Annotated in this window: 27 protein-coding genes, 1 tRNA gene and 1 pseudogene; 15 read left to right on the top strand and 14 right to left on the bottom strand. The window is 69.1% G+C overall.

The window, feature by feature from the left end; translation table 11 throughout:
- Positions 1–55: 55 nt before the first annotated feature.
- From FXF68_RS09485 to FXF68_RS09455, 7 genes are all read left to right on the top strand, one after another.
- Complete coding sequence (locus tag FXF68_RS09485; protein ID WP_148758562.1) at positions 56–286, top strand: hypothetical protein; 231 nt, start codon at positions 56–58, stop codon at positions 284–286.
- The gene (locus tag FXF68_RS09480) at positions 267–785 is read left to right on the top strand and encodes a DUF6879 family protein (RefSeq protein ID WP_246178587.1); all 519 of its coding nucleotides are present in this window, start codon (positions 267–269) and stop codon (positions 783–785) included. Before FXF68_RS09485 ends, FXF68_RS09480 begins: the two co-directional genes overlap by 20 nt.
- A 10-nt stretch (positions 786–795) precedes the next feature.
- Complete coding sequence (locus tag FXF68_RS09475; protein WP_246178582.1) at positions 796–1,641, top strand: helix-turn-helix domain-containing protein; 846 nt, start codon at positions 796–798, stop codon at positions 1,639–1,641.
- Between the two features lie 90 nt (positions 1,642–1,731).
- Complete coding sequence (locus FXF68_RS09470) at positions 1,732–2,052, top strand: hypothetical protein (RefSeq protein ID WP_148758559.1); 321 nt, start codon at positions 1,732–1,734, stop codon at positions 2,050–2,052.
- A gap of 457 nt (positions 2,053–2,509) precedes the next feature.
- On the top strand, positions 2,510–4,867 hold the full coding sequence (locus tag FXF68_RS09465; RefSeq protein WP_187437828.1) for a translocation/assembly module TamB domain-containing protein: 2,358 nt from the start codon (positions 2,510–2,512) through the stop codon (positions 4,865–4,867).
- Between the two features lie 388 nt (positions 4,868–5,255).
- Positions 5,256–6,431 carry a cytochrome P450 gene (locus tag FXF68_RS09460; protein ID WP_246178580.1) on the top strand — a complete coding sequence of 392 codons (1,176 nt, stop codon included), beginning with the start codon at positions 5,256–5,258 and terminating at the stop codon, positions 6,429–6,431.
- Between the two features lie 238 nt (positions 6,432–6,669).
- On the top strand, positions 6,670–6,978 hold the full coding sequence (locus tag FXF68_RS09455) for a type II toxin-antitoxin system VapB family antitoxin (RefSeq protein WP_148350294.1): 309 nt from the start codon (positions 6,670–6,672) through the stop codon (positions 6,976–6,978).
- Between the two features lie 9 nt (positions 6,979–6,987).
- On the opposite strand, the gene FXF68_RS09450 is transcribed toward FXF68_RS09455, so the two are convergent.
- From FXF68_RS09450 to upp, 7 genes and pseudogenes are all read right to left on the bottom strand, one after another.
- Complete coding sequence (locus FXF68_RS09450; protein ID WP_246178578.1) at positions 6,988–8,199, bottom strand: CynX/NimT family MFS transporter; 1,212 nt, start codon at positions 8,197–8,199, stop codon at positions 6,988–6,990.
- A 143-nt stretch (positions 8,200–8,342) separates the two neighbouring features.
- The gene (locus FXF68_RS09445; RefSeq protein WP_148758555.1) at positions 8,343–9,035 is read right to left on the bottom strand and encodes a FadR/GntR family transcriptional regulator; all 693 of its coding nucleotides are present in this window, start codon (positions 9,033–9,035) and stop codon (positions 8,343–8,345) included.
- Positions 9,036–9,136: 101 nt separating this feature from the next.
- Positions 9,137–10,585 (bottom strand): helix-turn-helix domain-containing protein, encoded by a 1,449-nt coding sequence (locus FXF68_RS09440; protein WP_148758554.1) that lies wholly within the window; start codon positions 10,583–10,585, stop codon positions 9,137–9,139.
- 392 nt (positions 10,586–10,977) lie between these two features.
- Positions 10,978–11,475, bottom strand: a pseudogene (locus FXF68_RS09435) (PH domain-containing protein); the annotation flags it as partial.
- Between the two features lie 7 nt (positions 11,476–11,482).
- Positions 11,483–11,641 (bottom strand): hypothetical protein, encoded by a 159-nt coding sequence (locus FXF68_RS42225; protein ID WP_187437914.1) that lies wholly within the window; start codon positions 11,639–11,641, stop codon positions 11,483–11,485.
- 97 nt (positions 11,642–11,738) lie between these two features.
- A complete protein-coding gene (locus FXF68_RS09430; RefSeq protein ID WP_148758553.1) occupies positions 11,739–11,999 on the bottom strand; it encodes a hypothetical protein in 261 nt (86 codons plus the stop codon).
- A gap of 197 nt (positions 12,000–12,196) precedes the next feature.
- Entirely contained in the window at positions 12,197–12,835 is a 639-nt protein-coding gene (upp, locus tag FXF68_RS09425; protein WP_148758552.1) for a uracil phosphoribosyltransferase, read from the bottom strand.
- Positions 12,836–12,919: 84 nt separating this feature from the next.
- Here upp and FXF68_RS43745 point away from each other — a divergent pair, with 84 nt between their 5' ends.
- The 5 genes from FXF68_RS43745 (at position 12,920) to FXF68_RS09400 (ending at position 15,274) form a co-directional block, all read left to right on the top strand.
- Positions 12,920–13,270, top strand: coding sequence for a hypothetical protein (locus FXF68_RS43745; protein ID WP_246178576.1), 351 nt, complete (start codon positions 12,920–12,922; stop codon positions 13,268–13,270).
- Positions 13,271–13,441: 171 nt separating this feature from the next.
- Positions 13,442–13,927 carry a tRNA adenosine deaminase-associated protein gene (locus FXF68_RS09415; protein WP_067894295.1) on the top strand — a complete coding sequence of 162 codons (486 nt, stop codon included), beginning with the start codon at positions 13,442–13,444 and terminating at the stop codon, positions 13,925–13,927.
- 118 nt (positions 13,928–14,045) lie between these two features.
- The gene (locus FXF68_RS09410; RefSeq protein WP_148758551.1) at positions 14,046–14,483 is read left to right on the top strand and encodes a tRNA adenosine deaminase-associated protein; all 438 of its coding nucleotides are present in this window, start codon (positions 14,046–14,048) and stop codon (positions 14,481–14,483) included.
- A gap of 216 nt (positions 14,484–14,699) precedes the next feature.
- Positions 14,700–15,179 carry a tRNA adenosine(34) deaminase TadA gene (tadA, locus tag FXF68_RS09405; protein ID WP_246178575.1) on the top strand — a complete coding sequence of 160 codons (480 nt, stop codon included), beginning with the start codon at positions 14,700–14,702 and terminating at the stop codon, positions 15,177–15,179.
- Positions 15,180–15,189: 10 nt separating this feature from the next.
- A tRNA-Ser gene (locus FXF68_RS09400) sits at positions 15,190–15,274 on the top strand.
- Between the two features lie 108 nt (positions 15,275–15,382).
- Here FXF68_RS09400 and FXF68_RS09395 read toward each other — a convergent pair.
- Together FXF68_RS09395 and FXF68_RS09390 are read right to left on the bottom strand one after the other, a co-directional pair.
- The gene (locus FXF68_RS09395) at positions 15,383–16,270 is read right to left on the bottom strand and encodes an EamA family transporter (RefSeq protein ID WP_148759331.1); all 888 of its coding nucleotides are present in this window, start codon (positions 16,268–16,270) and stop codon (positions 15,383–15,385) included.
- Positions 16,270–16,935, bottom strand: coding sequence for a B3/B4 domain-containing protein (locus tag FXF68_RS09390; RefSeq protein ID WP_148758550.1), 666 nt, complete (start codon positions 16,933–16,935; stop codon positions 16,270–16,272). The genes FXF68_RS09395 and FXF68_RS09390 overlap by 1 nt, the downstream gene beginning before the upstream one ends.
- A 119-nt stretch (positions 16,936–17,054) precedes the next feature.
- Between FXF68_RS09390 and FXF68_RS09385 the strand changes: the two genes are divergently transcribed.
- On the top strand, positions 17,055–17,618 hold the full coding sequence (locus FXF68_RS09385; protein ID WP_148758549.1) for a helix-turn-helix domain-containing protein: 564 nt from the start codon (positions 17,055–17,057) through the stop codon (positions 17,616–17,618).
- A gap of 7 nt (positions 17,619–17,625) precedes the next feature.
- Here the strand turns inward: FXF68_RS09385 and dnaN are convergent, their stop codons facing one another.
- The 3 genes from dnaN to FXF68_RS09370 all read right to left on the bottom strand — a co-directional run bounded on the left by dnaN (position 17,626) and on the right by FXF68_RS09370 (position 20,900).
- Entirely contained in the window at positions 17,626–18,771 is a 1,146-nt protein-coding gene (dnaN, locus tag FXF68_RS09380) for a DNA polymerase III subunit beta (RefSeq protein ID WP_148758548.1), read from the bottom strand.
- A gap of 127 nt (positions 18,772–18,898) precedes the next feature.
- Complete coding sequence (locus tag FXF68_RS09375) at positions 18,899–19,408, bottom strand: methylated-DNA--[protein]-cysteine S-methyltransferase (RefSeq protein ID WP_148758547.1); 510 nt, start codon at positions 19,406–19,408, stop codon at positions 18,899–18,901.
- A 19-nt stretch (positions 19,409–19,427) separates the two neighbouring features.
- Positions 19,428–20,900 (bottom strand): DNA-3-methyladenine glycosylase 2 family protein, encoded by a 1,473-nt coding sequence (locus FXF68_RS09370; RefSeq protein ID WP_148758546.1) that lies wholly within the window; start codon positions 20,898–20,900, stop codon positions 19,428–19,430.
- Between the two features lie 184 nt (positions 20,901–21,084).
- On the opposite strand from FXF68_RS09370, the gene FXF68_RS09365 reads away from it, so the two are divergent.
- The gene (locus FXF68_RS09365; RefSeq protein WP_148758545.1) at positions 21,085–21,447 is read left to right on the top strand and encodes a nuclear transport factor 2 family protein; all 363 of its coding nucleotides are present in this window, start codon (positions 21,085–21,087) and stop codon (positions 21,445–21,447) included.
- A gap of 16 nt (positions 21,448–21,463) precedes the next feature.
- On the opposite strand, the gene FXF68_RS09360 is transcribed toward FXF68_RS09365, so the two are convergent.
- The gene (locus FXF68_RS09360) at positions 21,464–21,805 is read right to left on the bottom strand and encodes a YrdB family protein (protein WP_246178573.1); all 342 of its coding nucleotides are present in this window, start codon (positions 21,803–21,805) and stop codon (positions 21,464–21,466) included.
- 45 nt (positions 21,806–21,850) lie between these two features.
- Here FXF68_RS09360 and FXF68_RS09355 point away from each other — a divergent pair, with 45 nt between their 5' ends.
- Positions 21,851–22,963 (top strand): methyltransferase, encoded by a 1,113-nt coding sequence (locus tag FXF68_RS09355; protein WP_148758543.1) that lies wholly within the window; start codon positions 21,851–21,853, stop codon positions 22,961–22,963.
- On the opposite strand, the gene FXF68_RS09350 is transcribed toward FXF68_RS09355, so the two are convergent.
- The gene (locus FXF68_RS09350) at positions 22,960–23,814 is read right to left on the bottom strand and encodes a helix-turn-helix transcriptional regulator (protein WP_148758542.1); all 855 of its coding nucleotides are present in this window, start codon (positions 23,812–23,814) and stop codon (positions 22,960–22,962) included. The two genes, FXF68_RS09355 and FXF68_RS09350, sit on opposite strands and share 4 nt — an antisense overlap.
- Positions 23,815–23,860 lie beyond the last annotated feature (46 nt).

Below are 23,860 nucleotides of genomic sequence, written 5' to 3'. Positions count from 1 at the left end.
GCTCGAAAACAGCCGGCAGGCAAGTCCCGGCACATCAGATCCAGGGAGGTTCACGATGGCTCTAGAGTTCCTCGGTGGAGACCCAGAGTCCGACGACGGCGGGTCGCCCACCGTCTGGCGAGACCCGGCAACCGGCGACTACATCCTCCGCGGATGGGAGGTCGCCGAGACGTCCACGCTGGCCGACACGGGCGAGAACCCGCCCGGCGAGAGGCTCATCCGGTTCCCGGCACGCATGATGCAGTTCTTTCCGGAGGTGAATCGCGGTGACGCCGACCTACGGTGATCTGCTGCGTTCGGCCACGTCATCGGCGGTCCACCTGGAGATGCGCGACCTCTACACCGTGGACTCCGAACAAGAGCGCATCGCCGCATGGCGCGCGGGCCACCGCTACGACTCCGCCGACCGCGCATCCTGGTGGCGTCCATGGCTTGACCTGATCGCCGAAACGGTCGCCCGCGGAGTGACAGTCCGCCGGGCGCGCGTGGTGTCGGAGCCGGTGAGCGAGTACATCCGCTACTCCCACTCCTACGCCTTCACCAACGTCGCGGCCGGGGAAGCGCTCCGCTGGCTACCGCGTCGGCGCGCGTCCGATCTGGCGTTGCCGGGCAACGACTTCTGGCTGGTCGATGACCGGCTCGTCCTGTTCAACCACTTCGACGGCGACGGACGCCCGACCGGCGTAGAAGTCGCCGAAGACGCGGCCACCATCAAGCTGTGCGCCTCGGCGTTCGATGCCGTCTGGGAGCGCGGCATCGACCACCAGGACTACCGGCCCGCGTGAGCTAGCTACGGTGTCGTCTCCCTCGTCCAGCGTCCAGCAGGCCAGGCAAGCCCTGGCCGATCGGCTCCGAGAGCTGAGGCTGGACGCTGGACTCACCAAGCGCGAGCTGGCCCGCGCGTGCGGCTGGCACGAATCCAAGAGCTCCCGCATCGAACACGCCCGCCGGCCACCCTCCGAAGACGACATCCGGGCCTGGTGTACCGCATGCGCCAGCGAGGACCAGGCCGACGACCTGATCGCCTCGCTCCGCGCCGTGAACTCGATGTACGTCGAGTGGCGCCGCCTGCACCGCTCCGGCCTCCGCCGCCAACAAGAGGCACGCCTCCCGCTGTACGAGCGAACCCGGCACTTTCGCTCTTACCAGGCATGGCTAGTCCCCGGCCTCCTACACACCCGCGCGTACGCCACTGCCGTCATGCACTCGCTCAGGCACCGCCAGAGTCTCCCCGACGACGTAGACGAGGCCGTCAACGCCCGCATGCGCCGACAGCAAGTCCTCAATGAGGGCGATCACCGCTTCGCCTTCGTCATCGAAGAGGCCGTCCTACGCAACGCCGTGTGCGACCGCGAGGCCCTGATCGGCCAACTCGACCACCTGATGACGTGCGCCTCCCTGCCCTCCGTGAGCCTCGGCATCATCCCGGCACAGACCGAGCGAACCCGCTGGCCGGTCGAAGGCTTCTGGATCTTCGACGACGACCAAGTCAACGTCGAGCTGGTGTCGTCCTACCTGACGATCACTCAGCCTCGCGAGGTCCACGAGTACGTCCAGGCGTTCGCTGAGCTGTCGGCGATGGCGGTCTACGGCGCTATGGCACGAAAGCTCCTGACCTCGGCCATTGAGGCGCTCAGATAGCCCGGCAAGTTCGGGCACACTCATCGACCCAGCTCAAGCGGCCTTCCTACCGTCACGGGTGTCACCACGTCACTCCCCAGGAGACACCTCATGCCGACGATCACAGACCTCGCCGCCGAAGGCCCACGCCTCCGCATCCAAGCCCTCAAGCAGGCGATCAACTCCCACGGCTACGTCGCCGAAACCACGGACACCGAGCCGCTCCTTATCGTCCCCAGCGCGTTCGGCCCACCCGTCGAGATTCGATGCGACGCCCGCCCCGCACGAGACGGACAACTCTGGTTCTACGTGCACCCAATCGGCCGCCCCATCGCCCCAGCCGACGATGACCACCTTCCAAAGGCCGTCGAAGCCGTCAAGGCGAGACTTGCCGCCAAGGAGCAGGCATGGGAACAGGCCGGAGGACGCTGACATGAACGGCACCAACCCTCTCCCGGCTCCCACACCCCAAGTCCGAGCGCAAGCCATCGCCGAGCTACGTCACTACTTCCCTGGTGTCCTGACCTGGTACGGAGAAAAAACGAACATTTGGTGGGCCATGCTTCCCGGCGGGCGAAACGGCCGCCTGATCGAAGCCACCACACCACAAGACCTGGCCGTCAGGATTCGCCGAAGTCTAGGATCGATCAATTCCTAACGCACAACCGAGTTCGCGTCACCGGGCGGAGATCTTCACAGCGCCTTGAACGGCGCCGCTACGCGTCACCGGCGACCTACGCGTAGAACATCCGTCCACTTTAGGCCATTGATCGTCAAGTGCTCTACTGTTGAAGACGGTTCTAGCACTGTATTCTTGCTGCACTGTTCCTTTACCTTACCGAACTCCAGGATGAGCTGACGCTCATGGAAGCTACCACCCGGAGAACCCGTGTCTGAAACAATCAATTCTTTCCTGCGAACCGGGGCCATCGATCTTCGTCCGTCACCCACTGAGATCATTGACGGCCGGGGAGGGCAAAGTTGGGCAGAAGATAGATCTTTGGCTGCCGAGGCACTGACAGACGCGATTCTGTCAGTTGATCTACCTAAAGCGGGTCTACTCTCGATAGTCGGGGCAAGGATAATTGGTCGCCTCGACCTAAGCGCACGCGAGATCCCGAAAGTAATTAGGTTTAGAGGCTGTTACTTCGATGACGAAGTTGACCTCAAATACACAGATGCGCGTTCAATCAGTTTCGCGCTCTCGTCAATCAGTCGGCTTAATCTCGCAGCAACGAGCATCCATGGAAATCTACTCTTGGATGAAGCAGATATCCGGGATGGAGTCACACTCTACGGTGGCAGTCTCAGTGGATCGCTATCATGCAAAGGGGCGAAGATTGCGTGCCGAGACTGGTATGCACTGGACGCTAGCTTGTGCAATATCGGTGGTGCCCTTCTATGTGGGGAGAACTTCCACGCCGAGGGCGGGGTTTCCATTGCGCGCGCCCATGTTGGTGGAGATGTAAACTTCAATAGTGCACAGTTGACAGGACATAAGAATCGTCCAGCTTTGTCCGGCCAAGACACCAAGATCGATGGCCAGATCAACTTGTCTTATTCGTCCTCTTCTGGCGGTGTTGATTTGCGCGACTCTCGCATCGGAGGAAACGTAGAATGCGTCGAGACCGTCCTAAGAAATAAGGCGAAAGTTACATTGGACGCGAGTGGAGCACGCATCTCAGGGAGACTGGATGCGGCGAGGATAGATGCGGATGGCGGCATCATACTTAGAGCATGCGAAGTGGACGCATTAACGATGGCCGCTGGCAGAATTCATAACGATGGAGGAGGTGCTGTCGAACTGTCTGACATCCAGACTGGTCGCAGCATAGACCTAAGGAACGTTAATATCTTGGGTCATGTGACGCTCGTCGATGGGAATGTTGGACGAGATCTCATACTTTCAGGAGCCCGCCTAAAAGGCGGACGATCGAACGTATCAGTGTACGCAGAGGGCCTGAGCACGAGAGGAGGTATCTACCTGACCCGTTCCTTTGAGTCGTCCGGTGGCTTGGATTTTGATAACGCGCGTATAGGAGGTAGTTTCTACGGCACCAAGGCGATAGTCAGAACCAATGGCGGAACGGCTCTATCGTTGAGGGGAACTGTGATTGGCGGCGATCTAGAACTCCAGTCAGCGAACCTGACCGGCGATATAACTGGCCGCGCTTGTGACGTCGGTAGAGCTGTTATTCTCGACCAAATCGAAGTGGCGTCAAGGAAGCCGCCCGCACTGAACCTTCCCGGACTAAAAGTCGGGTCAGACTTCAGCGCTTCGAAGGCAGTGATTGACGGTGGCATCTCCCTTGCGGGCGCCAGTATTAGCGGTGAAGCGTCTTTCATCGAAAGTGAAGTAAAGGGGATCGGAGATCTTCCTTCGCTCTCGCTGGACCGAGGAGAGCTAAAGGGGCAACTCTCCTTCGCACACGCTAAGCTTCACGGCCAGATTCGTCTTCATGGAGCACATATTCACGCTGTACTATCTTTCGACAACACAGTTCTGACTTGCCCAAGAAAGAAGAAAGGGGAAGAAATTGTAGCTCTTATAATGAGACACATGATAGTGGATGAATCCGTGTATGCCCAATTCGCAGAAATCGGAGGGGCGATGGATCTCATCGACGCGCGAGTTGGTGCGTGGCGTGATGTGAAGGATGCATGGCCCGAAGTCATAGCCGTAGTCGGTTTCAAGTACAACGCGATCACAGGTAGCCCTAAGGTTACCATTAAAGATCGGCTGGAGTGGTGCAATAGAAACAAGCCGAGTTTTGCTCTCCAACCGTTCGAACAGTTAGCTCAAGTTTGCCGGGCTAGCGGGAACGAAGAGGATGCTCGTAAGATCGGTATCGAGATGCAGCGATTGCTTCGAAACCACAACAAGAGCGAAATCCGTAAGCTAGTAACCGTGCCATGGAGTTTCACCCTCCGAGTTCTCATAGGCTACGGCTACAAGCCGTGGCGCATAGTGGTCCCGTTCGTAATCTTTGCCATAATCGGAACCATTATTTTCTCTACCTTGCATGCAGATGGCCATATAACAACGGTTCCGGGTCCCAGAAAGCTCGATTTCAACTCTTTTCGATACACAGTAGATCTTCTCTTTCCAGTGGCTCTCCTCGGCCAGCGCGGCAACTTCGTGGTCGACTCTGTTGCGGCATGGTTTTCATTTTTCTTCACGGTCACAGGGTGGTTCTTGACTTACATCTTCATAGCGGGACTCGCAGGTATTTTCAAACGAGCCTAGTTGCCTCATATGCGGACCTAGAGGCAATTGGCCGTGCGGTAGTGCAAGCCTGCCGTCCCTTATGAGGTGAGGTAGATAGTCTCGCTATGGATCAGACGGTCGCCCAGCCGTCCCGTAGGCTCAGTTCTAGTCTCAGTGGTGCGGAGTTCCGGGTCGTTCGGGTGCGTTCGAGGGCGACCGGCGGCTGGGCGGGACAGCTTCTGAGCTGGTGGTTTGGTCCTGTGCGATCATGGGTGGACGGGGGGACGCAGACTTGGAAAGCGTGTTGGTGGCAACGCCTCGCGAGTTCGAATCTCGCATCCTCCGCCGCTGGCAGGCCGGTGCCTACGATGGGCACCGGCCTTCGCATGTCCTGAGGGCACCGGCCACTGCATGCCTGGGGAGTGCCGTGAGCGGTTCTGAGTATCCGGTCGTCGACTTTGATCCCGGTGTCGCGGGACGGCCTGTTGGGGCGGCGCACGCGCTGTTCGACGAGTTGCGCGGGCTGCATCCGGTGGTCCGATCCGATCGTGGGTTCTGGGTGCTCACCCGGTATGACGCGATCATGGATGCCTGCCGCTCCCCCGGCCTGTTCTCGAACAGCGCGATCAGCGCGTTGGACGCCGATCCCGCCTACCGGTGGATCCCCGAGATGCTCGACCCGCCCGAGCACACGGTGTGGAGGCGGCTGCTGCGCCCGCTGTTCACCCCGGCACGGGCGCGGGCCATGCGGGACGACGCCGAACGCCGCTGCGCCGACCTCGTCGACGGGCTGGCCGCCCAAGGGACGTGCGACTTCGTCGCCGACTTCGCCCGCGTCTTCCCGACGTCGATCTTCCTGGAGCTGATGGGGCTGCCGGCCGAGCGGCTCCCGGAGTTCCTGGCCTGGGAGAACGCGATCCTGCACACGCCGTCGTCCGAGGGCGGCGAGGCGCGCCGCACGACCATGGCGGACGTCGCGGCCTGCTTCACCGAGCTGATCGCCGCCAGGCGACGCGACCCGCGCGACGACATCGTCACGGCCGCGCTGTCGTTCCGCGTCGGCGACCGCCCGGTCGCGGACGAGGAGCTGCTGTCGCTGTTCGTCCTGCTGTTCCTGGCCGGTCTGGACACCGTGTCGGCCGCGCTGTCGTACGCCTTCTGGCATCTGGCCCGCCACGACGCCGACCGGACGCGCGTCGCGAACGACCCCGGCGTCGTCCCGTCCGCCGTCGAGGAGCTGCTGCGCGCCTACGCGATCGTCGTCATCGGACGGAAGGTCACCCGCGACGCCGAGGTCCACGGCTGTCCGATGAAGGCGGGCGACATGGTGCTGCTCCCACTCGCCGCCGCCGACCGCGACCCGCGCGCCTTCCCGGACGCCCACGTCGTCGACCTCGACCGGCATCCGAACCGCCACATCGCGTTCGGCGCGGGCCCGCATCACTGCCTCGGCGCCCACCTGGCCCGGCTGGAGCTCCAGATCGCCATCCGCGAGTGGCATGCCCGCATACCGGACTACCGCGTCCCGGACGGCGCGCGGGTGACGGAGCACGCGGGGCAGGTGCTGGGACTGGAGTCGTTGCCGTTGGAATGGTCCACCTGACGGTAGGTGGGGACGGACCAGGCGAGTGCCATGGCCCGCCTCCCTACAGGCGTCGCAATTGACAAGCGTTCCAACAGCACTGGTCCACGGCCCGTAGGTAAATCGCACTCCACAAGTTCGGAACTTACTAACGAAGCCCGTGAGCTGGGAGAAACTGGTTTACCGATCCTGGCAAGCGGAGTGACTCATGTTGTTGAGTCGCCTTCTCGGGGTCATGCCGACACCGTAGACTCGGAGGGTGATCTTCAAGGCGGTGGGTGACGGAAGGCCCTATCCGGACCATGGACTCTCGTCCAGGGACTGGGCCAAGATCCCGCCTCGCCAGGTCCGCCTCGACCAGCTCGTGAGCACCAAGCGGGAGATGGACCTCCAGTCCCTCCTCGCCAAGGACTCCACCTTCTACGGCGACCTGTTCCCCCATGTCGTCCAGTGGAAGGGCGAGCTGTACCTGGAGGACGGCCTGCACCGGGCGCTGCGCGCCGCGCTGCACCAGCGGCTCGTCCTCCACGCCCGGGTACTCGACCTCGACGCCGTCGATTTCTCCTGAACCGTCCCGTTAGCGGACGGGTTGCGGGGCGGGGAGGGCGCGCGGCGCGGGCGCCGCGTCCCGTAGCCGGATGAGGCCGGGGCGCGCGGCGAGCAGGCCGAACACCGCCTCCGGCACGACGAGCGCCAGCAGCAGCACCAGCGGGACGTTCCACCCGCCCGTCGCGCCGTGCAGGACGCCGACCGCGAACGGTCCCGTCCCGGCGAGCAGATACCCGCCGGTCTGCGCCATCCCGGACAGCCCGGCCGCGATCGACGGGTTCGGCGAGCGCAGGCTCAGCAGCGTGTAGGCCAGCGGGAACGCGCTGCCGGTGCCGAGGCCGAGCACGACGACCCACAGCCATCCGGCGGACGGCACGGCCATCATCCCGACGAGCCCCGCGACCATGACGGCCGCGACCGCGACGACGACCGGGCGCTGGTCGCGCAGCCGCGCCGCGAACACCGGCACGGCGAAGCCCAGCGGGATGCCGACGATCATCATCGTGGACATCATCATCCCGGCCGTCGCGGGAGCGTACCCGGCGTCCCGCATGATCTCCGGCAGCCACGACATCAGCACGTAGAACATCAGCGACGCGAGGCCCATGAACGCCGCGACGAACCAGGCGATCGGCGAGCGGAGCAGCGAGTGGTCCGCGCCGCGCGCCGGGGTCTCGGCGGCGGCGCGGGACGACCGGCCGCGCAGCGCGAGCGGCCCCCACACGAGCAGCGCGAACGCGGACGGCACGGCCCAGATCGCGAGCGCCAGCCGCCATCCGCCCGCCTCGTCCAGCGGGACGGCGAGCGCGGCGGCGACGGCCCCGCTCGCGGCCATCAGCATCATCGCGAGCCCGGTCAGCGAGCCGACCCGGGTGGGGAACACGCGCTTGATCACGGCGGGCATGAGGACGTTGCCCATCGCGATCCCGGCACCCGCCAGGATCGTTCCAACGAACAGCGACAGCGGCGACTCCACCACCCGCAGCACGATCCCGGCCGTGATCAGCACGAGCGACCCGGCGATCGCGACGTCGGTGCCGAGCCGCCGCGCGGCCAGCGGCGCGACGGACGCGAACACGCCGAGGCACAGCACCGGCAGCGTGGTGAGGACGCCGACCGCCGCGCCGGACAGCCCGAACGCCTCGCGCAGCTCGCCGAGAACCGGGGCGATCCCGGTGATGGCGGCGCGCAGGTTGATCGTCAGCAGGACCAGCCCGGCGAGCGACCAGACGGCCGTCACGCGGGAGACTCTGCTCGTCACAGGGGAGTTCATCTCGTCCTTCGTCGTGAGCTTCGAACGCCCGGGACGCGGGCCGCCGGACCTGGGCCCAAACGATTGGGCGCGGGCGCCGGACGGCACATGCCGGGCAGCGGCTTGGAGGTTCAGGAGGTCGTCGTCGACCGGGCGGATTTGGCGGAGGCCAGGATCTGGTCCAGACACGCGTGCGCGGCCCGGGTGGCGGCGTCGGCGTCGCCCGCCTCGACGGCCGCGGCGATGGGGCCGTGCGGGACGTCCGCGTGCTCCAGCAGCGACCCGGCCGCGCCGATGCTGGCGCGGAGCGCGGCGCTGAAGTCGCGGTACAGGTCGGTCAGGACGCGGTTGTGCGTGGCCTCGACGACGGAGGTGTGGAACGCGAGGTCGGCCTCGACGAAGGCGTCGTGGTCGCCCGCCGCCCAGGCCGCGTCGCGGCGGGCGAGGGCGAGCGCGATCGCGGCGATGTCGGCCTCGGTGCGGCGCGCGGCGGCGAGCCGTGCGGCCTCCACCTCGAACCCGCGCCGGACTTCGAGGATCTCGACCAGCTCGGCCGTCTCGAGCCGGCGCCGGACGGCCCCGGACAGCTCGCTCGTCGCCCGTACGTACGTGCCGTCGCCCTGGCGGCTCTCCAGGAGCCCGGCGTGGGTCAGCGCGCGGACGGCCTCCCGGACGGTGTTGCGCCCGACGCCGAGGGCCTCCGCGAGCGCCGGCTCGGGCGGGATCTTCGCGCCGACCGGCCAGCCGCCGCCCGTGATCTCGCTCCTGAGCTGCTCGATCACCTGATCGACGAGCGAGGAGCGGCGGGCCGTGCGCAAGGTCACGATTACCTCCGGTCAGCGAATCATCCTACGTCTGGATGATAGGACGCCGATCGGCCCGGCTTTATTCCGCCCCCACCGCAACGGGCTTAAGGGACAAAAGGTCAGACTCGTCCGAGGTCGCGGCTGGCGGCCTGCGGGCGCGCGGCCCGCAGCCCGGCCGCCTCCAGCGCCCGCCGGTACGAGGACGCGGCGCTCTCCGCGTCCTGGACCAGCTCGAACAGCTCGCCCAGCTCCCTGAACAGGTGCGCCGCGGGACGCCCCGGGTGCAGCGTGCCCAGTTGCTCGGACGCGGCGTTCAGCACGAGCCGCGCCGCCGCCGGGTCGCCCTGGGCGACGCGCGCCCGCGCGAGGACGAGCCGTGCCAGCACGGTCTTCTGCGCCCGCGCGGCGACGTCGCCGGTGGGCTCCGGCGCCACCGACGCCGTGCCCTCCGGCGCGGCCAGCGCGAGGCCCGTGTCCAGGAACTGCAGCAGCGTGCGGATGGCCTCGTCCAGTTCGCCGACGAGGACCAGCGCGCGCGCTCGGGCGATGGTGCTCTCGGTGGTCTCGGCCTCGTCCAGGCCGGTCGCCTCGTCCAACAGGGCAAGGGCTTCCTGGGCGGCCTCGCGCGAACCCTCGGGACGGGGACGTTCGAACCCGTTCGGACCGTCCGGCACCGTCCCTGACGGGATCGGGGCAGAGAACGGCGTGACACCCCTGAGCAACGCCTTCGCCGCGGCCAAGGACAGACGGGCGCGGGCGTGCGCCGGGGCCGCGTCGTTGCGGACGGCGAGGGCCTGGTCGGCGAGGTACAGAGCGTCGCCGATCGTCCCCTCTTCGAGGGCGCGCTTGCTGGCCTGCTGGTAGTGGACGCTGGTCGGCTCGTCCGGCACGTCCCGCGGGTGCAGGAGGCGGCGGCCGAGTTCGTGCGCGCGGGCGGGCTCGGAGCGGTCCACATAGGCGAGCAGCAGAATCCGTCCCGCCTCGGTGTACTCCTCGCCGACGCTCAGTTCGAGCAGGCCCAGCCGCTCGATGGCGCGCTCGCCGAGCGCGATGGCCTGGCCGAGGTCGCCGACCGCGTGGTAGCAGCGCGCCAGCGCGATCACCGGTGGCAGCCAGCTCGCCCGTCCCGGATCGCGTTCGGCCTGCTCGCGCAGCTCCTCGAAGAGCGCGATCGCCTGGTCGGTGCGGCCGAGCGCCTCCAGGGCGCGGGCGCGGCCCCAGCGGGCGCGGGCCGTCAGGTCGGGGTCGTCGCTGCGCGCGATCACCTCGTCGAACCCGGCCTCGGCGGTGACCGGGTCGCCGCGCAGCAGCGCCAGGTGCGCGTGCCGCTCCCGTACCTCCAGGTGGGCGCGCTGCTCCGGCTCGACGCCCTCGGCGAGGTACTCCGGGGTGCAGCCGAGGCGCTCGGCCAGCATGCGCAGCACGGTCGGCGTCGGAGTGCGCTTGCCCGACTCGATCAAAGAGATGTAGCTGTCGGAAAGGTCGTGACCGGCGAGCTGTGCCTGCGACAAGCGTCTGGTCAGCCGCAGGTTGCGGACACGTTCGCCGACGTTGCCTGGACCCGGCATGTGGACTCACTTAGCGGAAGTAAACAGGCGGCTGGGGTGCCGACATGATTGCACATTGCGGGTTATCGCACATCGAGAGTAATGAAGCGGCGGGAGAACGGCGTTCCCGGCGGGCGCCGCGAGCCCCCGCGCGCCCGCCGCTCCGCCCTGGCGCGCCGGGCCGGCCGGGACGAACCGCCCGAGCTCGCGACGCATGTCACACCCCTGGACGTTATCGGACCCTACCCGCAAGATCGTCAATCCGCCGAAATTGACCAGAACGCCGCGCTGTCGGGCTAGCCCTGCTCGTCCGGGCCGGACGCGGTGGGGACGTCCCCCTCGACCGGCTCCACGGGCTCCCGGGGGCGGCGCGGCGGCGGGGGCGGGGGCAGCGGCTCCTCGGGCGCGGGATTCTTGTTCGGGAAGATCATCTCGCAGACCTCGAGATAGAGCTGCTCCGGGTACGGGAGGTAGTCGACGTTGGTGAGCGCCTGGTCCTGTCCGGCGGACTCCAGGACGAACTCGCCGTACCCGAGCATGCGGCCCGCGATCGTCCGCTTGAAGCTCATGTCGGTGACCTTGGCCAGCGGCATCATCGCGACCTTGCGGGTGATCAGGCCGGTGGTCAGCAGCATCCGCTGGTTGGTGATCACGAAGTAGTCGACGGACCACTCCGCGACCCGCCAGACGAACCAGCCGAGCAGGATCAGCCAGCCCCACCACACCCAGGACATGGCCTCCTTGACCGTGTTGCTCAGCACGCCCGCGACGATCAGGCCGCCGAGCACGAGGCCGACCGGCACCATCAGGGTCGCCGGATGGCGGCGTACCGTGATGACCTGGTTCTCGTGCGGTAGCAGGTACTTGTTCACCGACGCCGGCGCGGAGTCGCCGGGGGTTACGAGCCTCATCCGAACCTCAGGCGATGCCGTTGACGAAGGTGGCCAGGGAGTCCGCGGCGGACGCGAGACCGGTCGCGGCGCTCTCCACGGACCGAGCCGCGCCGTCCGGCTGGCTGATCACGTAGAACGCCACGAAGGCCACCGCGACCCACGTGATGTACTTCTTGGCGGGCACTGCTGCCTCCCGGAGCATCGTCCCACGGACCCCGAATCAGTCTCGCACAGCGCCCACGACCGGCAAAGCACGCGCAGTGCCGCGTTCCCGCGGGGCGTCAGGGCGCGTTGTCGAGGGACGAGCGGCGCGTCTTGCGCCGTTTCTCGGCCGCGACCGTGGCGAGCACCTCCAGGTGCCGCCGCGCGATCCGTTCCACGAGGTCGGCGGGCGCCGCCCCCATGACCTCCTCGGCCCCGTACCGGGCGGCGGAGACGCAGCGGTCCACCGTCTCGGCGGCGTGGACCCCGTCGAACTCCTCGGTGAGCCGTTCCCCGATCTCCGCGTAGCGCGGCAGGTCGCCATCCCCTTGGTGAGCCATCACGTGTCCTCGATCGAGCTCGCTCGCGCCGCCCGGTCCTGACGGTCCCCTGTGCCGGGACGGCGGAGGGGAACGCGCAGTGGCGTTCCGTAGGCCCTTCGTACCCCTTGCCATCGCGAACGAACATCGCCGGAACCGACCGCGTCCCGATCGTGACCGGCGCCGTGACCGGCGCCGGGAACCGCCTTGAGCCTCGCTCAGACGGCGCCGTACAGGCGGTCTCCGGCGTCCCCGAGGCCGGGCATGATGAAGCCCTGCTCGTTGAGGTGGGAGTCGATCGCGGCCGTCACCACCCGGACCGGGGCGTCGAGGCCGGCGAACGCCTGCTCCAGGTACTTCAGCCCCTCCGGGGCGGCGAGCAGGCAGATGGCGGTGACGTCGTCGGCGCCGCGGTCGAACAGCAGCCTGATCGCGGCGGCGAGCGTCCCGCCGGTGGCGAGCATCGGGTCGAGGACGTAGCACTGCCGTCCGGACAGGTCGTCCGGGAGCCGGGTCGCGTACGTCTCGGCCTGCAGCGTGCCCTCGTCCCGGATCATGCCGAGGAAGCCGACCTCGGCGGTGGGGAGCAGGCGCGTCATGCCGTCCAGCATCCCGAGCCCGGCGCGCAGGATCGGCACCACGAGCGGCTTCGGGCTCGCCAGCTGGACGCCCGCCGTCTCGACGAGCGGCGTCCGGACGGTGACCTCGGTGACCCGGACGTCCCGGGTCGCCTCGTAGGCGAGGAGGGTGACGAGCTCGTCCGCCAGCCGCCGGAATGTGGGGGAGTCGGTGCGGACGTCCCGCAGCGTGGTGAGCTTGTGCGCGACCAGGGGGTGGTCGACGGCGAGGGTCTGCATCCGCTCACCGTAGCCCACCTCGGAAGATCGGCCGGAGCCCGGCGAAATAGGATAGGACGCCGCTGAGCTGGGCAGTATGGCGGTATGAACAGCGAAAGCGATCAGCGTCCGGGAGGGGCCGCGCGGGCCCGCGAGTCCGCGCCGGACCCGCCCGCGGCCACGAGGCGCACGCCCGCCCCCGACGACCCCGCACTCCCCGACGACTCCGCTCCCGCTCCCGCCGTCTCGACGCGACCAGGTCCGCAGGGCGACATCGCCCCGGACGAGGTCCGCGAGATCACTCCCGAGGAGGTCCGCGAGCGGCTGCGCCGCCGCGCGATCTTCCTGCGCGAGCTGGCCGAGGCCCGCGAACTGCGCCGCCGGGTGACCCCGCACCGGTCGCGCCGCGCGCGGATCCACGCCGCGCTCCGCCGCCGCACGTTCCGCATCAACTGATCCCGTTGACGCGGGTGCCGGGAACGGTGGATTCGTGGCGCTGGGCCCCGGTTCGTGGCGCTGACTCCCCGCCTCACGCGCCGGTGCGGCGCCCAGTTTGACGGTGGGGCGTACGAGCACGCGCCGCATCTGGGACCATGCCGTGGCAGGAAACGTGCCGGTGGGGTGGAGATGACGGATGTCGACGCGACGGACTTCGCCGTCGTGGTGTATCGGGAAGACGAGGGCTGGGAGGCCGAGATCCTCCCGGTGGCGCTGACCGAGGACCTCGCGGGGCTGATCCATGCCCTGCGCCAGCAGCCGAGCCTCGGCGGGACGGTCGGGCTCGTCTCGGTCGGCGACGACTTCTTCGTCGCGATCCGCCTGCTGGGCGACGAGGTGATGGTGTTCCTCTCGGACGTCACGGCCTCCGTCGACTGGCCGCTCGCCGGGCAGGTCCTCGACTACCTGGACATCCCGATCCCCGAGGACGAGGAGCTCGACCAGGTCCTCCCGGTCGGCGACATGTCCATCTTCGCGGACCTGGGCCTGGACGAGATGGAGCTCGGCGCCATCTCCGGCGACCTGGAGCTGTATCCAGACGAGATGCTCCTCAGCATCGCGGGCCGCATCGGCTTCGCCCCCGCCTTCGAGCGCGCCATGGACGCCATCGCCTGACACGTCCCGGCGGGAGCGCGTCCCCGGAACCCGGACGCGAGAACCGTTTCCCGGCGCGGGGCGCCGGCCGCGGGGGTCAGGGGTGTGTCTCCGGTACCCGTTGGGTCACAATTGGCACGTGTCCTATTTCGCCGCCGTGTTCGCGCGGACCCCGCAGGGCTGGGTCGGCGCCGAGGCCGTGCTCGCCGAGGCCGAGCACGTCGACGACGTCGCCGACCTGATGCGGGAGGCGGCCGTCGAGTCCTACGGCGACCCGGTGGTGCTGCTCGCGGAGGCCGACGACGACTGGTTCGCGATCGTCCGGCTGGACGGCCAGGACGAGCCGCGCGCCTACGTCTCCACCGTCCGCGAGGACGGGCTCGGCGCCCTGTTCCAGCAGCTCGTCGGCGAGATCCCGGACGGCGACCCGGGCGGCGACCCCGGCCTCCTCGACGACCTCGGGCTGGCCGCCGAGCGCGTCAGCGACCTCGGCGAGCGCGCCCTCCCCGGCGACGCGCTGCTCGCCGTCGCCGAGCAGGCGGGCTTCGGCGAAGAATTCGACCGCCTCCGTGACTGATCCCGCCCGCGTGACCGACCCGGCCCCCGCGCCGGGCTCGGCCTCCTCGCTGCCGGAGCACGGCGCGCCCCCCGGCCACCACGCGGCAGCGAAACCGGTGCGGACACCATGTCGGCAGGAGAGGACACCCCAGCCGCAAGGCCAGACGCCGCAGCCGCAAGGCCAGACGCCGCAGCCGCAGGGCCAGACGCCGCAGTCGCGGACGCGGACGCCGTGATGGCGGGAGCGGACGCCGTGGTGGAGGGGCTGGCGGGCGTGATGCGGTCGGCGCTCGGGGAGGCGCGGAAGGCGCTGGACGCCGGGGAGGTTCCGGTCGGAGCCGTCGTCCTGGACCCGTCGGGCACGATCATCGGCGCCGGACACAACGACCGTGAGCGCGGCGGCGACCCGACCGCGCACGCGGAGATCACCGCGATGCGGGCGGCGGCTCGGGCGCTCGGGACGTGGCGGCTGTCCGGGTGCACGCTGGTCGTCACGCTGGAGCCGTGCACGATGTGCGCCGGGGCCTGCGTCCAGGCGCGGGTCGACCGCCTCGTCTACGGCGCGGTCGACCCGAAGGCGGGCGCGGTGGGGTCGCTGTGGGACGTCGTCCGCGACCGGCGGCTCAACCACCGTCCCGAAGTCGTCGCCGAAGTGCTGGCGGACGAGTGCGGCGCGCTCCTAACCGAGTTCTTCGCGCGCCGCCGCGTCCGGTAGGCTCTCCCGCGGTGGTGTCGCCTAGTGGACGAGGGCGCACGCCTCGAAAGCGTGTGAAGGGCAACCTTCCGTGGGTTCGAATCCCACCACCACCGCCCAGCCCGAAAGGCCGCACCCCCGCGCGGGGGTTGCGGCCTTCGCCTTCTCATCGCACTCCGACGTCCGTCCCAGGGCTTTCCCGAGTGCGCTCCCCCGTGGGTGGGTCAGCCGACCGTGACGAGGGCGACGCCCGCGACGGCGACGGCCATTCCCACACGCTGGACGACGCGCAGCCGTTCGCTGTAGGCGATCCGGGCCAGCAGCACCGTGATCGCCGGGTAGAGCGACGTCAGGACGGCGGCCAGGCTGAGCATCCCCCGGTGCGCGGCGAGGAAGTAGAGCGCGTTCGCGCCCGCGTCGAGGACGCCGGAGAGCAGCGCGAGCGCGATCATCGTCCGGCCGGGCATGCGCGGGCCGAGGCCGGAGCCGCGCAGGAGGACGGCCAGCAGCGCCACCACGACGATGGACAGCGTGCCCACGCGGGCGCCGACGATCGGCCACAGCCCGGCGTCGTCTCCGGCAGTCTTCAGCAGCACGTAGAAGATCCCGAAGCACGCGCCGGACACGGCCGCCATCAGCGGCCCGGAGTCGAGCAGCCGCCGCCAGCCGGGCACCGCCGCCGCGGTGACATGCCCACTGTCGCCCTTCTCGGACTCCATGCTGACCAGCCCGATCGCCACGAGGCACAGCAGCACGCCGAGCAGGACGGACATGTCCAGCCGCTCGCCCCGCATGACCCCGACGCCCACCGGCAGGACGGCGGCGGCCAGCGCGGACACCGGGGCCACCACGCTCATCGGCCCCCTGGCGAGGGCGCGGTAGAAGGCGATCAGGCCCGTCCCGCCGAAGAGGCCGCCCGCGAAGCCGCAGGCCATCGGCCCGAGCGCCGGGCTTCCGGGGGCGAGCAGCGCGATCGCGAGCACGACCACGAGCCCGCCGGGGACGCACCAGACCAGCGCCTTCAACGTGGTCGACTTCCGCGCGACGGCGCCGCCGAGGAAGTCGGCCACCCCGTAGGCCAGGGCGGCGCTGAGCGCGAGGGCGGTGACCATCACCGCCCGCCGATCATCCGGGACTCGACCCGGACGTCCGGCGCGATGGCGCGGAGCCTTTCCGCGAGCTTGTCGCCCGCCTCGACGAGCCTGTCGATCGGGTACGGCTCAAGGCGTTCGAGCAGGAAGAACCCGTTCTTGGTGGTCTCGGTGAGGCGCGTCCTGACGCACTGCCGCCAGTTCCAGCGGCGGCAGGTGACGCCCGCGTCGTCGCGCCAGACGACCTCGCCCCGGTCGGGGTGCTCCACCGCGGGCTCGCCGGCCGCGATCACGTCGAACGGCTCCTCGCCGGTGGCCCTGACCAGGCGGGCCGCGCCGCGGTAGGCGTCGAGGTCCTCGCCGCCGATGGGCAGGGCGTACTCGACGCTGACGGCGTTGTAGGCGTCCACGACCCGGTTGACGGACGGGAGCGCGTCGGCGCGGCGGAGCAGCGCCTCCACCGAGGGACGGGTCCGCTTCGGCTTCGCGCCGAACGCCCGGTACGCCGCGCGCCACGCCTCGACGTGCGGATCGTCCGGGACGGCCCGCTCAGCGGCGTCCGCCAGCCAGCGCTCCGACTCCTCGTCGCTCGGCCCGTTCACGAGCCCCTCGGCGACGACGGCGAGGACGGCGAAGTCGGGCCGCAACTCCCGAACGGCCTCGTCCACCACGACCCGGTCCAGCATCCCTGCACCCTCCAACCACGGTCACTTTAATGAAACCCGAATACCATCATACCGACCGCCACAGATGTGGGCGGGGATGCGAAAGACTGGGGCGGTCGGCGGTGAGTTGGGAGGCTCGGGTGAGTGGGCAGGGGGCGATCGGGGAGGCCGTGGCGCGGACCGTTCGGGCGTTGCGGGCCGGGCATGGGTGGAGCCTGGACGAGCTCGCCGGGCGCGCCGGGGTCAGCAAGGGCGTCCTGGTCGGCCTTGAGCAGGGGCGCGGGAACCCGAACCTCGGGACGCTCATCCGGATCTCGGACGCGCTGGGCGTCCCGCTGACGCGGCTCGTGCAGGTGGAGGAGGAGCCGCCGGTGCGGATGTTCCGGCCGGAGCGGCACGTCGTCCTGTGGGAGGGCGAAGAGGGCGGGACGGGGACGCTGCTCGCCGGGTCGGATCCGCGGCCGTCGCTGGAGTTGTGGCGGTGGGTGCTGCGGCCGGGGGAGACGCGGGAGAGCGACGCGCACGTCCCCGGCACCAAGGAGATCGTGTACGTGCAGGAGGGCACGCTGACGCTCGGCGTGGACGGGCGGACGGACCTGGTCGAGGAGGGGGCCGCGGCCGTGTTCGTCGGCGACCGTCCCCATTCGTACGGGAACGCGGGTAAGGGCGACGTGCGGTTCATCCTGGCCGTCCTCGACCTGTGAGCGAGGATCAGGACGTCAGCCGGACGGGCATGGCGAGGTAGCGGAACCCCGTGTCGCTTTCGGGTGGGGCGTCTTCGTCGTCCTTCTTGTCGGGGATGCCGGTGAGGAGCGCGGCCTTCGTGGGGCCCGCGCATTCGAGGCGGGCGTATTCGGTGTCGATTCCGGCGAGGCCGTCGAGCAGATACTGGGGCGCGAAGGCGATGTCGATGTCGTCGCCGCTGAGCTGTGCCGGAAGGCTCTCGTTGGCGCGGGCTGAGTCGCCGGTGGCGGCGCTGACGCGCAGCTCGTCGGTGGTGAAGGCGAGCCGGACGGGCGTGCCGCGCTCGGTGACGAGCGCCGCGCGCTTGATCGTCTCGACGAACGGCGCGACCTGGACCTCGGCGACGGACGTCCATGTGCCGGTGAGCCGCGACCGGTAGTTGATGTACTGGTCGTCGAGGAGGCGGCTGGTCATGCTGCGGCCGCCGCCGGACACGCCGATCAGGGTGTCGCCCGCGCCGCCGAGGGAGATCGTGACCGCGGCGTCGCGCCGGATCGCCTTGGCGGTGTCGGCGAGGGTGCGGGCGGGGACGACGACGCCCGCGGTGAAGCCGTCCTCGGCGGGGGTCCAGGTCAGCTCGCGGGCGGCGATGCGGTAGCGGTCGGTGCAGGCGAGCCACATCGTGTCGCCGTCGATGTCGATCCGGACGCCGGTGAGCATGGGGAGGGTGTCGTCGCGCCCGGCGGCCGGGGTGACCTGGGCGACGGCGGTGGCGAACAGGTCGCCGGGGATCGTCCCGGCGACGGCGGGCGGCTCGGGGAGGGTGGGGTAGTCCTCGACGGGGAGGGTGAGCAGGCCGAACTCGGCCGGGCCGCACCGGACGACGACCTCCGAGCCCTTCGTGACGACCTCCACCGGGTGGGGCGGGAGGTTGCGCACGATGTCGGCGAGCAGCCGCCCGGGGACGAGGGCGCGCCCCGGCTCGGCGACGTCGGCGTCCTCCTTGGCGCGGGCGGACACCTCGTAGTCGAATCCGGCGAGGGTCAGCTCGCCCTGGTCGGTGACCTCGATGAGCATGCCCGCGAGGACGGGCAGCGCGGGACGGGCCGGGAGCGTCCGCGCAGCCCACGCGACGGCGTCGGCGAGCGTCTGCCGGTCGACTCGGAACTCCACTTGATCAGCCTTTCCGCGACGGTGGCGCCGGCCGGGGTACCGGCCATGACACGCACGGTATCCCCGGCCACCGACAGTTCCCGAACGCCCAGCTCAGACGTGTCGCGGACGCCCCGTCGGCGCGCCCTCAGAAGAGGGCGTCGGCGGTCGACCTGGTCTTGCGCTCGAAGTCGAGGAGGTAGCGCTTGCGGTCGAGACCGCCGCCGTAGCCGGTGAGGGCGCCGTTGGCCCCGACGACCCGGTGGCACGGGACGATCAAGCTGATCGGGTTGCGCCCGTTGGCGAGCCCGACCGCCCGCGACGCGGACGGCTTCCCCAGGTCGACGGCGATCTGACCGTAAGTCGTGGTCTCGCCATAGGGAATCTCCTGGAGCGCTGTCCACACCTGCTGCTGAAAAGGCGTTCCCAGAAGGTTCAGCGGTAGGTCGAACTCGGTCAGGTCACCGGCGAAGTAGGCGGAGAGTTGTTCGGCGGCGGACGCGAAGGGCTCGTCCTTCGGGTCCCCCGGTATCCCCAGCATCTCGTCGGACGGACGGTGCCGCTGCACCTCCATGTACAGCCCGGCCAGACCACCGTCGACGGCGACCAAGGTGAGGTCTCCTACGGGACTGTCCAGGACGACGCGCGTCGATCCCATGAACGGAAATCCTCCTGATTCAGGATGCGGGGAGCAGGTTGATGGCATGGTCACCGGTCGCCCACAGGTACTGGACGGCATAGGCGCGCCATGGTCGCCATCGAGCAGCATGACGGGTGAGGGCGGCCGGTGTGGCGGGAAGGTCGAGCGACTTGGCGGCGGCCCTGATCCCGAGGTCTGTGGGCGTGAACGCGTCGGGGTCCCCTAGGGCGCGCATCGCGATCGTCTCGATCGTCCAGGGTCCTATGCCGGGGAGGGCGGAAAGGCGCACGCGTGCTTCGTCCCAGTCGCTCCCCACCCCGAGGTCGATTTCGCCGCTCGCGAGTGCGTCGACAAGGGTCATGAGGGTGTTGCGCCTGGTCTGCGGGAACGCGAGGTCCTCCGGGTTGAGTTCGGCCAAGGCGGACGGGGTCGGGAACAAGTGAGTCAGTCCTCCGCCAGGGTCGGTGATGGGATCGCCGTAGGCGGTGACGAGACGTCCCGCGTGGGTGCGGGCGGCGGCCGTCGAGACCTGCTGGCCCAACACCGCGCGGACGGCGAATTCGGGTGCGTCGACGGTTCGCGGGACACGTCGCCCTGGGGCCTTGTCCACCAGAGGGGCGAGGACCGGGTCGGTGCGGAGCAGGTCGTCCACGGCGATGGGGTCGGCGTCCAGGTCGAGCATCCATCGGCACCGGCTGATGGCGATGGTGAGGTCGCGAAGGTCGCTCAGCGTCAGGGTGCAGGCGACGTGGTCCGGATGGGGCCGAAGGGTGGCGATCCCATGTCCGTGGGGTAGGCGCATAGCGCGCCTGTAGGCGCCGTCCCGCCATTCCTCGACACCCGGTACGGCGGTGGCCGCGAGGTGTCCGAAGAGGTTGTCTGGGCAGAGCGGCGCCCGGAAAGGAAGCCGCAGCGACAGCGCGCCAGAACCGGCGGGTGGGTGGCCCTTTGCCACACGGTCGCGCAACCCACTCGGCGTTAGGGCGAACACCTCCCGGACGGTCTCGTTGAAAGCCCGGATACTGGCGAACCCCGCTGCGAACGCCACGTCCCCCATCGGAAGGGTCGTCGTTTCGATGAGAAGACGCGCCGTCTGAGCACGCTGGGCCCGCGCCAAGGCGAGTGGACCCGCACCCAGTTCGGCGTTGAGCTGCCGTTCGATCTGGCGGGTGCTGTAGCCGAGTCGTCCGGCAAGGCCGGGGACACCCTCACGGTCGACCACACCGTCGGCTATCAGGCGCATGGCGCGGGCGACGACGTCCGCGCGATGGTTCCATTCAGGCGAGCCGGGCGTGGCGTCGGGACGGCACCGCTTGCAGGCGCGGAAACCCGCCTGCTGTGCGGCGGCCGCACTCGGATAGAACCGCATGTTCTCCGGCTTGGGGGCGACGACCGGGCAGCTAGGGCGGCAGTAGATCCCCGTGGTGACGACGCCGGTGAAGAACCAGCCGTCGAAGCGGGCGTCCTTCGCCTGGACGGCCCGCACGCACCTTTCCGCGTCCTCATGCATGTCTTCCAGCATCGACGATGGTCAGGCACGCTTACTAGCCGGAATCCGACATCATCGTCCGGCCCCGCACGATCATCGGCGTGATGACCTCCCAGGTAATCGATCTTCCGCCGCCGGGTTGGCAACGTAGTGACCACCGGGGGACGAACCGACCAACCCGGACGATCGACTGAGGAGTCATCAGATGAGCGACGTTCAGCAGCGCGTGGAACGCTACCTGGCGATCTGGAACGAGAAGGACCCGGCGGCCCGCCGCGCCGCGATCGACGAACTGTGGACGGACGGGGCCGTCTACGTCGACCCGCTCGGCGTCGCCGAGGGACGCGACGCGATCGACGCCTTCGTCAGCGCCGCGCAGCAGCAGTTCCCGGGCCTGGTCTTCCGTCCGGCGGGCGACGTGGACGCCCACCACAACGTGGCCCGCTTCACCTGGGAACTCGCCCCGGAGGGCGGCGAGGCGATCGCGGTCGGCTTCGACGTGGCGGTGTTCGACGACGAGGGCCGTTTCGACCGCGTGCACGGTTTTCTCGACAAGGTCCCCGCGTAGAGCGAACGCGGTCCGCTTAGCGTTCGGCGCGGAAATGAGCCTCCCGGTCGGCGGTCGCCAAAGCGGTGTTAACGAAAGCGACCACCGCGAAGGCGATCGCCCATCCGGGACGGTCAACCCCGTACAGCGCAAGGGCTCCCGCACCGAACACCACGGCCTTGACCATGAGCACGAACGGCAACGCGACCTTGTACCGGGCCTTGGGTGCGGCGAACGAACCCCATAGCAGAATCGCGGCGACCGGTGCCCCAACCCCCAGGACGACGTTGGCCAACACGTTCCCGCCAGTGGAGAACCCCCACCAGGCGAGGGCGACGATGGCCACGACCTCCAGGAGGAAGGCGAGCCCCTCGTTCACGGCATGCAATGGCCCAGGTAGACGCACGCGGATACGGTACTCGGTGTGGACGAGATCTCCTGGCGGGAGGGCGGCCGGGACGTGAGCGTCCGCTGGCGGTCGGAAGGCGGCGCCCCACCGCCCCGCCGCGTCGTGGTCGCCGACGACGAGACGCGCGCCGACGACGCCTACCGGCTGGCCTGCGAGGGCACCTCACTGCTGTGGCGGGGCGACTTCCAGAACGCCCGCCAGCTCCTCACCGCGATGGCTCGCCGGATCGACCGTCCGCCGAAACGCAAGAAGCCGGAACCCTCCGGGGCACAGGCATTTCATCTGTTCCGGCAAGCACGAGCCCAGCGCGCGCGGACGCTCAGCATGCTGCTCATCCCGTTCGACCCCGGCCACACCATTCCCCTACGCCGAGCCCCGGACGTACAGGAAGCCTGCACCGAGGTGTACGGCCCGGACGACCAGCCCTACGTGACGTCTCTCCGCGAACTGCTCGGCCTCATCGGCGCGCACGAATGGCGCAGGAAAGGGGTGCCGATCCCAGCCCTGGACGGCGACCGGATCCACCCGCACCATGGCGTCTTCTCCCCTGTCAGGGGCGAATACGTAGACCTGGTGAACGAAGCACCGATCCCGCCTACGACAACGGCCTTCGACATTGGGACGGGCACAGGGGTACTCGCGGCAGTCCTGGCCCGTCGCGGTATCGAGCGAGTAGTCGCCACCGACAACGACCCGCGCGCGCTTGCCTGCGCCCAAGAGAACGTCGACCGCCTGCAAGTACGGGTCGATGTCGTCCAAGCGGACCTGTTCCCCGAGGGAAAAGCGGGGCTCATCGTCTGCAATCCGCCTTGGCTCCCAGGCAAACCGGCCTCGCCTCTAGAGCATGCCGTCTACGACGCGAAAGAACGCATGCTCCGAGGTTTCCTGTCCGGCCTGCCGCAACGCCTCGAACCGGACGGCGAAGGCTGGCTCATCATGTCCGACCTTGCCGAGCACCTGGGGCTGCGCACCCGAGACGACCTCCTCGCCCTGTTCGAAGAGTCCGGCCTAAGGGTCGCGGGCACGCTCGACGCCAAGCCGCGCCACCCCCGCGCGACCGACCCCGACGACCCGCTCCACTCGGCACGCGCCGCCGAGACGACGACCCTGTGGCGGCTGGTCCCCTAGACGTGGCTTCGGTGGACAGTATCGGCACCGATCACGCCGAGCAGTTCGAGCGCCTCGACGGCGGGGCTCCCCGGCGGCGGCGTGAAGACGACCAACCGCTGATCCTCGGCCGGGGTCAGCAGGATCTCCGCGTCGAACTCCATCGCGCCGATCTCCGGGTGCAGCACCTTCATGCGGCTGCTGCGCCGCACCGCGACCTCGTGCCGCTCCCACAGCCGCGCGAACTCGTCGCTCGCCTCGCGCAGCCGTCCGACCAGCGCGGACGCCACCGCGTCGGTCCCGCGCCGCGCCACCGCCGCGCGTAGATCGGCGACATGCAGGCGGCTGTAGTGCTCGTGCTCCGCCTCCGGGTACGCCTCCCTGACGAACGGGTCGGTGAACCATCGCCACACGATGTTCCGGTCACCGGGCTCGACTGTGCAGACACAGCCGAAAAGGAATTCGGACATCGAGTTCTGCGCCAGCACGTCCCCGAGGTCCCCGATGATCGTCGCCGGGGTGTCGTGCAGCCGGTCGAGCAGGTAGAGCAGGCCCGGCCGGACGTGCTCCCCCGCGAACGGCCCGGCGGGCGGACGGTGCCCGGCGAGGACGTAGAGGTGATCGCGCTCGTCCTCCGTCAGCCGCAGCGCGCGGGCCAGCGAACGCAGCAACTGCGTCGAGGGCTGCGGGCTCCGTGCCTGCTCAAGGCGCATGTAGTAGTCAGCCGACATGCCCGCGAGCTGCGACACCTCCTCCCGGCGCAGCCCCGGCGTGCGCCGCCGGGGGCCCTCCGTCAGGCCGACCTCGCGCGGACGCAGCCGCTCCCGGGAACGGCGGAGGAAGTCGGCCAGCTCGCGGCGGTCCATGTCCATACGTCCAATCATCCGTGATCCACCGCGGCTCAGACTGGGACCGCCT

The sequence above is a fragment of the Actinomadura decatromicini genome (assembly GCF_008121305.1).
Classification (GTDB): domain Bacteria; phylum Actinomycetota; class Actinomycetes; order Streptosporangiales; family Streptosporangiaceae; genus Spirillospora; species Spirillospora syzygii.
The sequence above is the reverse complement of the archived record's forward strand: the minus strand, read 5'-3'. Positions and strand labels throughout refer to the sequence as shown.